Origin of the sequence: Hydrogenophaga sp., from assembly GCF_018780075.1 — a bacterium.
GTDB lineage: Bacteria > Pseudomonadota > Gammaproteobacteria > Burkholderiales > Burkholderiaceae_C > Hydrogenophaga.
In genome coordinates, this window is sequence record NZ_JADMKB010000123.1 from 57,274 (window position 1) to 68,712 (window position 11,439).

The following is an 11,439-nucleotide window of genomic DNA, read 5'->3' on the forward strand; positions in this document are numbered from 1 at the left end:
CAGCCTCAGGCCAACGCGTCGCAGCGTTCATCAGCCGAACGAGATTTCGAATGCAGGCCACCGGCGACACCGTTCTGGACTGCGTTGCAGCACAGCCCAGCACAGCCGACGATCTGATCGCCGGCTATGAAGTCATGATCTTCCGGCCCAGGACGATGGCGCTGCCCGCCGCCAACGTGAACCCCAGGGCGCCATGGCCCGCGTTGACGTAGAGATTGGCCGGCCCCATCTGCCCGATGACTGGCACGGCGGTGGGGGTTGCCGGGCGCAGGCCCGCCCATGGCTGGGTTTCATGGAACCCGCAGGCACCGGGGAACAGCGTGTCCGCCGCCTTCACCATCTGCTGGATGCGGGAAGGGGGAATGGACAGGTCGTGCCCGACCACCTCGGCCATGGCCGCCACCCGAAGGCGCCCTCCCAGTGGCGCAAACACCGTCTTTCGCCCGAGGTCGGTGACGCTGACCGACGGCGCCTTCTCGGTCGAACGGATCGGCAGGGTGATGCTGTAGCCCTTGATCGGGCAGATCGGCAACGACACCTTGACCGATGCGGCCAGCTTTGGGGCGGCCGCACCGTTGGCGATCACAAACACGTCCGCATCGAGCGCGCCGCCGGGCGTCTGCGCCGCAACGGTCCGGCCGCCCTTGACGGAAAAGCCCGTCACCGCCGTCTCAAAGTGCACCTGCCCGCCCAGGCGCAGCAGGCTCTCCGTCATCTGAAGGCTCAGGGCATGCGGATCGCCCACACATTCGTCGGCGGTCCACACACCGCCTGAGAACCGGCCCAGATACCCACCCAGCGCGGGCTCTTTGTCCACACAGGCCTGCGGGCTCAACACGGTCTGCTGGCATCCCAGCTCGGACTGGAACCGCACCTGCGCCGCTTGCCGCCGCAGCGATTCGTCGTCCGGGCACAGCACGAGCTTGCCGTTGCGCTGAAAAGAAAACTGCCAAGCCTCCCGATGCATCCACGCCTCCAGGGTGGCGCGGCTGAGCTGGGCCAGCATGAGCAACTCCCGGGTGCCCTGGCGCGATTGCCGGGCGTTGCAGGCGCTCAGGAACTTCAGGCACCACCACCACTGGTTTGCGTCCAGTCGCAAGCGAAAGCGCAGCGGCGAGTCGCGCGACAACAGCATGGAGGGAAGCCCCAGCAGGGTCGCGGGAGAGGCCAGCGGCTCGACATAGCTGTAGCTGAGCTGGGCACCGTTCGCAAAACTGGTGCCGCGCCCCGGCCCCCGGTCGCTGTCAACCAGATGGACCTCGCACCCCTGCAGAGCCAGCTGGTACGCGGTGGCACAGCCCACGATGCCGGCGCCGACAACACAGACCTTCATGCAACGGCCTCCCGCGATCCACCCACCAGGCCTGATCGAGACGCGCGCTGGTAAGCCAAGTAGGCGCAGGCGGTGTCCGCCAGACCCGTGCCCACGGACTTGAACACCGTGATGCCCGAGCCGACATCCGGCCAGGGCGCCTTGCCGGCATACAGCATGGGCAGGTCCAGCGTCTTGTCCAGCTTCGTGGCTTTCGCCGCGTTCCAGAGAACGATGTCACCGGCCTCCTCCATGCTCTGAGGCAACCACTCCACGATCACACGCTCCGCCCGATCCAGCGTGGCGTCGTCCAGCTCCCGGCCCTTGGGCGAACTGATGCCGACCGCGGCCACAAAGGCCCGCGACTTCAGCCAATGCCCCAAAAAGACCGGCTCCGTCGAGCGCGTGGCGGTCACCACAACGTCGGCGCCCCGCACGGCCTCTTCCGCTGAACAGGCGTAAACGCTGGCACCGGTGCTGAGCGCGAACCGCCTGCACCAGTCCTCGCTATCCTGTGGATCGACCACGGCAATGTCCTGAAACGGAAACACGCCGCACAAGGCGGCGGCCTGGCCACGGCCCTGCACGCCGGCGCCAAACAGCGCCAGCTTGCTCGCGCCCGCCGGCACCACCTTGCTCGCGATCAGGGCCGTCTGGGCGGCCGTGCGAAAGCGGGTGAGCTCGTTGCCCTCCAGCACGGCAATGGCCTTGTTGCTGCCGAGATCAAACAGGTTGACGAGGAAGCTGAACCGGCCGGCCAGCGTGGGATACACCTTGACCGCCGCCACGTTGCGGCCGGTCCAGATGCCGCCCATCGAACTGAGCCGAGCGTCGGCACATTCGCTGCGGGTTCGTGGGTGCACGCTGGCCCGTCCGGCCCCGAAATCCAGGTAGGCCTGGTCCAGCACGTCGATCACGCTCCCGTGGTCAAGGAGCCTGGCGACGTCAGTGTCTTGGATGAAAAGTGGTTGCATGGTTCAACAGAGGTGAGCGGGCAGAAAGGCCACGTTAAGGAATGCCGTATTTGTTGGGGAACCGGATGTTCTCTTTCATGTAGATGCTCATGGGGATGCGCAGGCGTTCACCGTCGAACCACGTCCGGTAGATGGACAGCAGTTCCCCCGAACGCATCAGGTCCAACAAGGTGCGATCAACCACCTCCCTCAGCGAGGCATCTCCCTTGGGCAACATGAAGGCGTAGGGCTCCACCGTCATGAACGGTCCGGTGACCGCGAGCAGGTCCTTCAGCCTGGACGTGGCCATCAGCCCATAGAGCAGCACGTCGTCCTGGGCGTACGCGTCGACCGTTCCGTCCTCCAACGCCTTCAACCCCTCGGCGTCCGACCCGACCGTGACCACCAGAACGCCCTGTTCCGTCTGCATTGTTTTGAAGCGGGTTTCCGCCGTGGTTCCACGGGCGACCGCGACACGCTTGCGCGACAGGTCGGCGGGCCTGTCCACCCGCAGCGTCTTTCTGGCGAGCAGTCGAAGGCCGGTGTTGAAAAAGGTGTGCGAAAAATCCACGTCCTTCTGGCGGGCCATGGTGTTGGTGTTGCCCCCACACTCCAGGTCGATCGCGCCGGACTTGAGCATCGGGATGCGATCCGATGCCTTGATGGGCAGGAACTCGGGCGTCAGGTCGAGGCGACCCAGCCGTTGGCGCAGCTTGTCGATCACCCGTCGGCAGATGTCGATCGAATAGCCCACGGTCTGACCCTGCGCATCCTGGAAGGCGAACGTACCGGGCGTGGGTATGTACCCCACCCGGATGCGACCGCTGTGGGCCATGCGAGCCAATGCCGGGCTGTCCTGCGGCGAGGGAACGGCATCCGCAGCCCATGCGGCCAGCGATGAGCCCAGCAGCCATGCGGTCAACAGGCATCGCCTTGACAGGCGCAGCAACAGGTCCATGGCGTTCCCCTTTCCTAGTCGATGCCAGCGGGCCGCAGCCGGTGCCACGGCGTGGCCTGCTCGAAGGCGTGGCCCAGGCGAAACACCAGCGGCTCGTCCCAGGGGCGCCCGATGAACTGAATGGAGATGGGCATGCCCTCGGGGGAAAGTCCCGCCGGCACGGCCAGAGAACACAGATTCATGAGATTGACGAACCGCCCGAAGCGCGACAGGGGCGTGGCCAGTTCGTCCACGTCGGCCACCGGAATGGCCGAGATGGCGTTGGTGGGAAACACACAGGCCTCGATGCCGTCCATGGCCGCCAGCATGTCGTTGCGTGCGGCATCGCGCGCGCGCAGCAGGCGCAGGTACTCACCGGCGGCCGTGTCGCGCCCCAGCAGGATGCGCCGCCGGATGTTGGTGTCGAACCTCAGGTCGGAGCGTTCAAACAGCGCCCCGAGGTGGCCGTACCCCTCAGCGCTCATCAGCTGGCCGGCGATGCGCATGGAGTCGGCGCAACGCTGGGGAAGCGCCTTTTCAACCAGCTGCATGCCCAGGCCCTTGAGCGTGGCCAGGGCTTCGTCGTATGCGGCCAGTACCGCCGCCTCCACCCCCTCCCTTTCCTGCTCGGGCAGGACCCAGAGCCGGGCACCGCGCGGCATCGCACTCACGCCATCCAGGACACGACGAACCGGTGCCTGGTGCGACACGGGGTCCAGCGGATCGGCACCGGCCATCACGTCCAGCAAGATGGCGCCATCCCGCACGCTGCGCGCCAGGGGCCCCACCGTGTCATGGGTCGGGCACAGCTCGATCAGGCCGTGCCGACTGATCAGCCCGTGTGTGGTTTTCAGCCCCACCAGGCCGCACAGCCCGGCGGGTATGCGCACCGAGCCACCGGTGTCGGTACCGATGGCCGCGCAAGCCAGGCCGGCGGCCACGGCCACCGCCGATCCGCTGCTGGACCCCCCTGGAATCCGGTGCGTCTGCATGTCCCAGGGATTCCAGGGCGTTCCCATGACCTCGTTCGTGCCCCATCCCCCAAAGGCGTATTCCACCGTGTGGGTCTTGCCGATCACGATGGCGCCCGCGCTGCGCAAGCGCTCCACCACCGTGGCGGTGGTGGTGGATATCCGGGCTGGCAGGGCCACCGAGCCACCCGTGATGGGTTTGCCCTGGATGTCGAACAGGTCCTTCACCGCCACGGTGACGCCGTGCAAGGGGCCGAGGCGAATGCCGGCCCGGCGCAGGCGATCCATGGCCTGCGCGGTCTCGCGCGCTTCTTCGGCATAGACATCGACAAAGGCGTGCAGCTTGTGGTCCAGCCGCTGGATGCGATCGAGTTGCTGATCCACCAGCTCCACGCTGGTGAGCTCACCCGCATCCATGGCTTGCATCGCCTCTTCGATGGAGGAAAAAGCGGGATTCAGATGAACAACGCTCATGCCACCCCCAACACACGTCGACCACGGTTCAACCGCCGTTCCAGCAGACGCGAGAGCATCGACAGCGGAAACGCGATCCCAAAATAAAACAGACCCACCAGCAGGAAGATGTGCAGCGGAAGAAAGGACTCACTGGAAATGGCCCGTGCCGCCAGCATGAGTTCGTCGGTGGCGATGAGCGCGCACAGGGAACTGTCTTTCAACAGGGCCACGTAGGTGTTGAGCAAGGGCGGCAGCATGATGCGCAGCGCCTGCGGGAACACCACATGGGCAAACACCTTCCAAGGTGACAGGCCCACAGCCAGCGCGGCCTCTCGCTGGCCCCGGTGGATGGCCGTCAGGCCGCCTCGAAGGATCTCGGCCACATAGGCCGAACCATGCAGCCCCAGGCCCAGCGCGCCGGCCCAGTAGCCCGAGAGCGTCACCCCCAGCGAGGGGAGTGCGAAGTACAGGGCCAGCAACAGCGCCAACAAGGGCACCGTTCGAACGAACTGCACATAGGCATTGGCCAGCGCCGCCAACAGGCCGGATCCGCTGCGCTGCATGGCCACCAGCAGTGCCCCCAGACACAGGGCCAACGCGAAGCCCACCAACGAGAGGCGGGCCGTCACGATGGCACCGTCCACCAGCCGCGGGCCCCAGTCGGGCAGGTACTCCAGGTAGGTCAGGAAAAACGCGGTCATCGTGCCTCCTCCATGGTCAGTTCGACCCGTTTGAAACCCCAGGCCACGGGCAGCACCATGGCCGCGTACAACAACATGGCCGCCAGGTAGATCAGCGTGGTTTCGAAGGTCGACGTCACCAAATTTCGCGCATAGAACATGATCTCGGGCGCGGCAATGGCCGAGGCGATCGAGGTGTCCTTGATCAGCGCGATGGTGTAGTTCGCCAGGGACGGGAACGTCGTGCGAAACATCTGCGGCGCGAGCACGAAGCGCAGCGTCTGGCCCGGCGTCAGGCCCGCTGCCAACGCCGCTTCACGCTGCCCCACATGCAGCGACTTCAGCCCGGCGGCAAACACGTCACACAGCACAGCAGCGCCGACCAGGCCCAGCCCGATCACGGCCGCGAGCAGCGGTGACAGACGGACACCGACCGTGGCCAGACCGAAATACAGGAGAAACAGATGCGCCAGCGCTGGCACGTTGCGCATCCACTCGACGTAGGCCGCCAGGCCCAGTCGCACCAGCCGGTTGCGCGAGAAAACCCGCACCACCGCCAGGAACAACCCCAGCACGCTGGCGATCACGAAAGCGCCGATGGCCACCTGGAGTGCGGTGACCGCACCCGTCGCCAGGGTGGCGAGAATGCCAGCAAAGGTCCCCATGGCCATCGTCATGCCAGATGGCCGGCGCCCGCGCCGACCTGCCCCAGGAAGCTGCGCGTGCGGTCCACGCGCGGCGTGTCGATGACCTCGGCGGCGCGTCCCTGCTCAACGATGTGTCCCTGGTCCATGAAGATCACGCGGTCCGCCACGTCGCGCGCAAACCGGATCTCGTGGGTCACAAGGATCATGGAACGGCCCTCCTCCGCCAGCTCGCGGATCACCCCCAGCACCTCGCCCACCAGCTCGGGGTCCAGCGCCGACGTGGGTTCATCGAACAGGATCAGCTTGGGCCGCTGCGCCAGCGCCCGGGCGATGGCCACCCGCTGCTGTTGTCCGCCCGACAGCCGCTCCGGGAATTCATCGGCCTTGTGGCGCAGATGCACCTTGTCCAGCATCTCTTCGGCCATGTCGTGGGCCTCGGCCCGCGCCATGCCGCCGGCCCGGATCGGCCCGAGCGCCACGTTGTCGCGCACGTTCAAGTGCGGCCACAGGTAGAAGCCCTGGAACACCATCCCGATTTCGGCGCGCTGCGGCGCCAGTTCACGGTCTGACATCAGGCGCAGCCCGCCGCGTCCGTCGGGCAATTGCCCGATGCGCTCATCCTCCAGAAAGATGGCGCCGCCCGTGGGGCGTTCCAGAAAGTTGATGCACCGCAGGCAGGTGGACTTGCCCGAGCCGCTCGGTCCGATCAGGGACAGGGTCTCGCCCTTCTGCAGGTCCAGGGAAATGCCCTTGAGTACGTCGAGCGAGCCGTAGCTCTTCTGGAGCCCATCGACACGCAATAGGTGCTGGTTCATGGTGGGTAAGGGTGGGGTCGGAAAAACGACAACGACAAAGGACCGCAGCCACGCGTGGTGCGGTCCTTCGGCATCACTTGCAGCCGGGCAGTGTCCAGTTGGCCGGGCGGTCAACCCCTGCGCGGAAGTTCTTGCCCGCGGGCACGTACCAGACGTCCTGCACCAGGCCGTAGCGCACGCCAATCTTCTTGAGCTCGCACGTCTGCCACAGCTTGGCGATCTCGGCGTTCACCGCAGCGGCCAACTCGGGGTTGTCCTTGTTCAGGCCAAACACCACCTGGCCCAGACCGGTCAGCAGCGGAAAGTCGGGGTTGTTGTCGGTGAACGCGTTGAAGCGCAGGTTCCACTGCGCATTGCGGGAGATGGCGTACTGCACCACCGGCGGATCGCCAATCACGGCGTCGATGCGACCGGCCAGCAGGTCGCGCACGGCGGCGTCCGAGGTGTCGTACTGGCTCAGTTGCAGGCCATTGATCTTGCGCAGCTCGGGGATGAAGGAGAAGCCGGTGATGGTGCCGACCTTCTTGCCTTCCAGGTCCTTCAGGGTGGACCAGTTCGTCTTGGACGACTGCATGATCCCGTTCTTGAAGTAGTGGATCGGGTCGGAGAGCGTCATGATCTTCGAGCGCTGCTCGGTCCAGCCCATGGTGCCGGCCATCACGTCCACGCGCTTCGACTGCACCGAGGCGATCGTGCCCGACCACTCCATCAACGCGGGCTTGACCTTGAGCTTGAGCGCGTCGGCCACCCGCTGCAGGATCTCGCCGTCGTAACCGACCATGCTGCCGTCCTGGTAGCCCGTGCCCGGCATGTCGCCGGTGAAGGCAATGGTGAACAACCCCTTCTCGATCGTTTGAGGAGACGGTTGGGCGAAGGCCAGCGGCATGAAAGCCGCGGCACCAAAAACTGCGCACATGGCGCGCACCAGAAACGAGCGATTCATATCGACTCCAGGAAAAAGGTTGACGAAAAGTGGGGGAAGAAACGCCGAAGGGGCGTGAAACGGATCATCGGTTTGCACCCTGTTTTTGCTGTTGCAGGGGACCGCTGTTAAATTGAACGTATGCGACATGCAGGGGAAACCCCTAAACCCCATGGATAACAAGCCCAGCCATCCCACCCCCACCCCGACGGAGCCCGACACCGGCGCTCGCAATGAGGCGGACGGTGGCAACCTGATTCACCGCCTGGACGCGGCGACCGGCAGAAACGCGCAGGACGGCGCCGTGGAACTGCGCATCGGCATCCTTCTGTGGCCGCGCTTTCCGCTGCTCTCGCTCGCGGGTTTGTGCGACGCGCTCCGCCATGCCGCCGACGTGGGTGACCAAAGCCGGCAGGTGCGTTGCTCGTGGAGCGTGCTGGGCCTCCCTGGCACCAGCATCACCGCCAGCTCGGGTGTGGAGATTCCGGTGCAGGAAGCGCTTCGGCCCGGCAAGAAGTTCGACTACATCGCCGTCATCGGGGGCCTGCTGCCGTTCATGGACAGCGTGGAACCCCAGTACCTGGACTTCCTGCGCCAGGTCGATGCCGCGGGCACACCCCTCATCGGCATCTGCACCGGCACCTTCGCACTCGCCGGCCTCGGGCTCATGAAAGGCAAGCTGGCCTGTGTGCACCCCTTCCACGTCGACGACTGGAAGCGGATGTTCCCCAAGGAGCGGTACACCACGAACTGCGACCACGTGTTCGACGGCAACCGCATCAGTTGCGCCGGCGGCGTGTCGATCATTGAACTGGCCGCCGAGCTGATCCGCATCCACTGCGGGCCCGATCGTGCCGCCAAGGTCGTGCACCAGATGACCGTGTCACAACGCTCTTCCTCGTCGCACATTGCCCGCCGGCACGCCCTGGGCTATGCGTCGGTGGACAGCGAGAAGCTGCGCCAGGCCATCGTCATGATGGAGAAAAACCTGTCCACCCCGCTGGAAATTGGCGTCATCGCCCGACTGGTGGACTCCAGCACCCGCCAGCTGGAGCGCGTCTTCCTGGCCGAAACCGGCGCATCGCCTTCGGAGTTCTACCGGAACTCCCGGTTGAAATACGGCCGCTGGCTGTTGACCACCACCGACTCGACGGTGAACGACATCGCGTTCGAGTGTGGGTTCTCCGACGCCGCGCACTTCATCCGGCACTTTCAGCAGTGTTATGGCGTCGCACCCGGGCGGCTTCGAAAGGCCTTGGCAGGACCGCGCTGACCCTGGCCCCATTCCAGAACCCTCAGACCCAGCGCGGCGCGGGTCCCCGGCGGGCTACTGGCTGCCGAGGTCGAAGATGCGGTCCATGAGCACCCACTTGGTTCCGGGCGGCGTCCAGGGCGTGGGTGCCTGGTAGGTCCACATCAGCGCCTCCCAGCGCTGGATGACCGGGCTGGCCAGCGAGGCCGCGTCCATCGCCTGGGCGCTGTACACGGCGGGGTCGACCTCCATCACCATGAACAGGCGCGTGCCCAGGCGGTAGATCTCCATGTCCAGCACCCCCTGCGCGCGCAGGTGGTCACGCACCTCGGGCCAGATGGTTTGATGGGCCCGTTCGTACTCGGCGATGCGTTGCGCATCGTCCACCAGATCGAGGGCCAGGGCATAGCGCATGCGGGTTCCTTGCGTGGGGGTGCTCAAGACAAAGCGCGGTCCAGGTGGGTGTACCCCCCATCGACGAACACCCACTGCCCGGTGGTGTGCGACGAGGCGTCGGACAACAGGAACACGCAGGTGCGCGCGATCTCTTCCGAGGTGGTCATGCGCTGGCCGAGCGGGATCTTGCGCGTGATGCTCGCGAGCTTGTCTTCGGGGTTGTCGAAGCTGTCGATCCAGCGCGCGTACAGCGGCGTCATGACCTCGGCCGGGAGCACCGCGTTCACCCGCACGCCGTCGGCGAGCAGGGAAGCGGCCCACTCCCGGGTCAGGGACAGTTGCGCCCCTTTGGACGCGGTGTAGCCGCTGGTGTTGCCCTGGCCCGTGAGCGCGGTCTTGGACGACACGTTGACGATGGCGCCGCGCGTGGCCTTCAGGTGCGGCACGCAGTGGTGCGCCATCACGTAGTAATGGATCAGGTTGCGCTCCAGCGAGCCCACGAAGGCGTCACGCCCGGCGTCCAGGCCCACGCTGTCGTTGACGCCCGCGTTGTTCACCAGGCCGTCGATGCGGCCGAACTCGCCCACCGTCTGCGCCACCGCGGCGGCGCAGGCCGCTTCGTCGGCCAGCTCCAGCTGGATGAACCGGTGCCGCGCGCCCGTGGCCTGCAGCTGCTGCGTGAACGCCGCCGACATCGGGCTCTTGCCCAGGATCACGGGCACGGCGCCCTCCTGCGCCAGGGTGAGCGAGATGGCGGCACCGATGCCGCTGGCGCCACCGGTGACGATGACCACTTTGTCTTTCAGATGCAGGTCCATGGGAACGTTTCTCGCTGGGTGTGTCGGGACATCAAAGGTCGGACGGATGCAGGTCGTAGCAGCGCAGGGCGTTGCCGCTCCAGAACGCCGCTTGCTCGGTGGCGCTCAGGCGCGAGCGCGCCCACTGCTCGGCCAGGCCGTGCACCACGTCGTAAGGCGAAGAGAGCTGGCACACCGGCCAGTCGGAGCCGAACATCAGGCGCTGCGGGCCGAAGGCTTCGAGCGCCTGGTCGAAGCAGGCGAGGATGTGGCGGGCGTCTTGCCGCGTCAGGCCGTGGTGCTGCGGCCAGTCGGTTTCGGTCACCGCGCCGGAGAGTTTGCACATCACGTGCGGCATCGCCGCGAGCTCGCGCAGGCCGTCGCGCCAGCGCGAAGTGGCCGGCGCGCCGTCGTCGCCCCAGTCGCGCAGCGCGGGTTTGCCCATGTGGTCGAGCACCAGCCAGTGCGCGTCGTGGCGGGCGCACAGCGCCACCGCGGCGGGCAGCTGGTGCTCGAACACCAGCACGTCGTACACGCGCTGGTGCCGCTGCAACGTTTGCAGGCCGTGTTGGTGGGCCGGCGCGGCCACCCACGCCGCTGCATCGGCCTCGTCCTGCAGGATGTGGCGCAGGCCCTTGAAGGCCGGGTGCGCGCACCAGGCCTGCAGCCGTGACTCCAGATCGGCGGCGCCCAGGTCGGCCCAGCCCACCACGCCCAGCACCTCGGGGTGCTGGGCGGCCAGTCCGAGCAGGAAGTCGGTCTCTTCGGCCAGTGTGCGCGCCTGCACGGCCACCACGCCGCCCACGCCCACGGCCCGCATGGCCGCCGCGTTGTCCGGCGGCAGGCAGTCGCGCCGCAGCGCCGGCATGGCCTCGCTGATCCAGGGAAATTCCGGCGCGCTGTAGCGCCAGAAGTGCTGGTGGGTGTCGATCTTCATGCGGCCCGGGGCTGGAATTGATACTGCTTCAGGGACTCAGGCTTCATCTCGATCGAGAAGCCCGGGGCCTGGGGCGGCATGTAGGCCGCGCCCTGGATGACGCAGGGGTCCTTGAAGTGCTCGTGCAAGTGGTCCACGTACTCGATCACCCGCCCTTCGCGGGTGCCGGCGATGCACAGGTAGTCGATCATGGAGAGGTGCTGCACGTATTCGCACAGCCCCACGCCGCCCGCGTGCGGGCACACGGGCAAGTGGTGCTTGGCCGCCATCAGCATCACCGCCAGGATCTCGTTCACGCCGCCCAGGCGGCAGGCGTCGATCTGCACCACGTCGATGGCGCCGCGCATGATGAGCTGCTTGAAGA

At 66.5% G+C, this 11,439-nt stretch carries 13 protein-coding genes; 1 reads left to right on the top strand and 12 read right to left on the bottom strand.

The annotated features are described in order from the left end of the window. Positions 1–124: 124 nt before the first annotated feature. The 8 genes from IV088_RS20205 to IV088_RS20240 all read right to left on the bottom strand — a co-directional run bounded on the left by IV088_RS20205 (position 125) and on the right by IV088_RS20240 (position 7,714). Complete coding sequence (locus IV088_RS20205) at positions 125–1,333, bottom strand: D-amino acid dehydrogenase (protein WP_291105700.1); 1,209 nt, start codon at positions 1,331–1,333, stop codon at positions 125–127. Continuing rightward, entirely contained in the window at positions 1,330–2,286 is a 957-nt protein-coding gene (locus IV088_RS20210) for an ornithine cyclodeaminase family protein (RefSeq protein ID WP_291105702.1), read from the bottom strand. The genes IV088_RS20205 and IV088_RS20210 overlap by 4 nt, the downstream gene beginning before the upstream one ends. A 34-nt stretch (positions 2,287–2,320) precedes the next feature. Then, a complete protein-coding gene (locus tag IV088_RS20215; RefSeq protein WP_291105703.1) occupies positions 2,321–3,223 on the bottom strand; it encodes an amino acid ABC transporter substrate-binding protein in 903 nt (300 codons plus the stop codon). Between the two features lie 14 nt (positions 3,224–3,237). Then, on the bottom strand, positions 3,238–4,647 hold the full coding sequence (locus tag IV088_RS20220) for an amidase (RefSeq protein ID WP_291105704.1): 1,410 nt from the start codon (positions 4,645–4,647) through the stop codon (positions 3,238–3,240). Beyond that, positions 4,644–5,330 (bottom strand): amino acid ABC transporter permease, encoded by a 687-nt coding sequence (locus IV088_RS20225; RefSeq protein ID WP_291105706.1) that lies wholly within the window; start codon positions 5,328–5,330, stop codon positions 4,644–4,646. The genes IV088_RS20220 and IV088_RS20225 overlap by 4 nt, the downstream gene beginning before the upstream one ends. Next, positions 5,327–5,974 (bottom strand): amino acid ABC transporter permease, encoded by a 648-nt coding sequence (locus IV088_RS20230; RefSeq protein ID WP_291105708.1) that lies wholly within the window; start codon positions 5,972–5,974, stop codon positions 5,327–5,329. The genes IV088_RS20225 and IV088_RS20230 overlap by 4 nt, the downstream gene beginning before the upstream one ends. A gap of 8 nt (positions 5,975–5,982) precedes the next feature. Beyond that, positions 5,983–6,771: an amino acid ABC transporter ATP-binding protein gene (locus IV088_RS20235; protein WP_291105709.1), complete on the bottom strand. Its 789-nt coding sequence runs from the start codon at positions 6,769–6,771 to the stop codon at positions 5,983–5,985. A 73-nt stretch (positions 6,772–6,844) separates the two neighbouring features. Next, complete coding sequence (locus IV088_RS20240; RefSeq protein WP_291105710.1) at positions 6,845–7,714, bottom strand: ABC transporter substrate-binding protein; 870 nt, start codon at positions 7,712–7,714, stop codon at positions 6,845–6,847. A gap of 151 nt (positions 7,715–7,865) precedes the next feature. Between IV088_RS20240 and IV088_RS20245 the strand changes: the two genes are divergently transcribed. Then, complete coding sequence (locus tag IV088_RS20245; protein WP_291105711.1) at positions 7,866–8,966, top strand: GlxA family transcriptional regulator; 1,101 nt, start codon at positions 7,866–7,868, stop codon at positions 8,964–8,966. 54 nt (positions 8,967–9,020) lie between these two features. Here IV088_RS20245 and IV088_RS20250 read toward each other — a convergent pair whose 3' ends face one another. The 4 genes from IV088_RS20250 to IV088_RS20265 all read right to left on the bottom strand — a co-directional run. Next, a complete protein-coding gene (locus tag IV088_RS20250) occupies positions 9,021–9,359 on the bottom strand; it encodes an L-rhamnose mutarotase (protein WP_291105712.1) in 339 nt (112 codons plus the stop codon). A gap of 23 nt (positions 9,360–9,382) precedes the next feature. After that, positions 9,383–10,159, bottom strand: a complete 777-nt coding sequence (locus IV088_RS20255; RefSeq protein WP_291105713.1) for an SDR family oxidoreductase — start codon at positions 10,157–10,159, stop codon at positions 9,383–9,385. Between the two features lie 31 nt (positions 10,160–10,190). Then, entirely contained in the window at positions 10,191–11,075 is an 885-nt protein-coding gene (locus IV088_RS20260; RefSeq protein ID WP_291105715.1) for an amidohydrolase, read from the bottom strand. Continuing rightward, positions 11,072–11,439, bottom strand: a 368-nt coding sequence (locus IV088_RS20265) for an enolase C-terminal domain-like protein (RefSeq protein ID WP_291105717.1), incomplete at its 5' end; no start/stop codon positions are given. The genes IV088_RS20260 and IV088_RS20265, both read right to left, overlap by 4 nt.

What these genes read in the sequence shown, in the direction of transcription:
- IV088_RS20210 (WP_291105702.1), bottom strand. Translation starts at nt 2,286, where the DNA reads ATGCAACCACTTTTCATCCAAGACACTGACGTCGCCAGGCTCCTTGAC.
- IV088_RS20205 (WP_291105700.1), bottom strand. Translation starts at nt 1,333, where the DNA reads ATGAAGGTCTGTGTTGTCGGCGCCGGCATCGTGGGCTGTGCCACCGCG.
- IV088_RS20250 (WP_291105712.1), bottom strand. Translation starts at nt 9,359, where the DNA reads ATGCGCTATGCCCTGGCCCTCGATCTGGTGGACGATGCGCAACGCATC.
- IV088_RS20245 (WP_291105711.1), top strand. Translation starts at nt 7,866, where the DNA reads ATGGATAACAAGCCCAGCCATCCCACCCCCACCCCGACGGAGCCCGAC.
- IV088_RS20235 (WP_291105709.1), bottom strand. Translation starts at nt 6,771, where the DNA reads ATGAACCAGCACCTATTGCGTGTCGATGGGCTCCAGAAGAGCTACGGC.
- IV088_RS20225 (WP_291105706.1), bottom strand. Translation starts at nt 5,330, where the DNA reads ATGACCGCGTTTTTCCTGACCTACCTGGAGTACCTGCCCGACTGGGGC.
- IV088_RS20260 (WP_291105715.1), bottom strand. Translation starts at nt 11,075, where the DNA reads ATGAAGATCGACACCCACCAGCACTTCTGGCGCTACAGCGCGCCGGAA.
- IV088_RS20240 (WP_291105710.1), bottom strand. Translation starts at nt 7,714, where the DNA reads ATGAATCGCTCGTTTCTGGTGCGCGCCATGTGCGCAGTTTTTGGTGCC.
- IV088_RS20230 (WP_291105708.1), bottom strand. Translation starts at nt 5,974, where the DNA reads ATGGGGACCTTTGCTGGCATTCTCGCCACCCTGGCGACGGGTGCGGTC.
- IV088_RS20215 (WP_291105703.1), bottom strand. Translation starts at nt 3,223, where the DNA reads ATGGACCTGTTGCTGCGCCTGTCAAGGCGATGCCTGTTGACCGCATGG.
- IV088_RS20255 (WP_291105713.1), bottom strand. Translation starts at nt 10,159, where the DNA reads ATGGACCTGCATCTGAAAGACAAAGTGGTCATCGTCACCGGTGGCGCC.
- IV088_RS20220 (WP_291105704.1), bottom strand. Translation starts at nt 4,647, where the DNA reads ATGAGCGTTGTTCATCTGAATCCCGCTTTTTCCTCCATCGAAGAGGCG.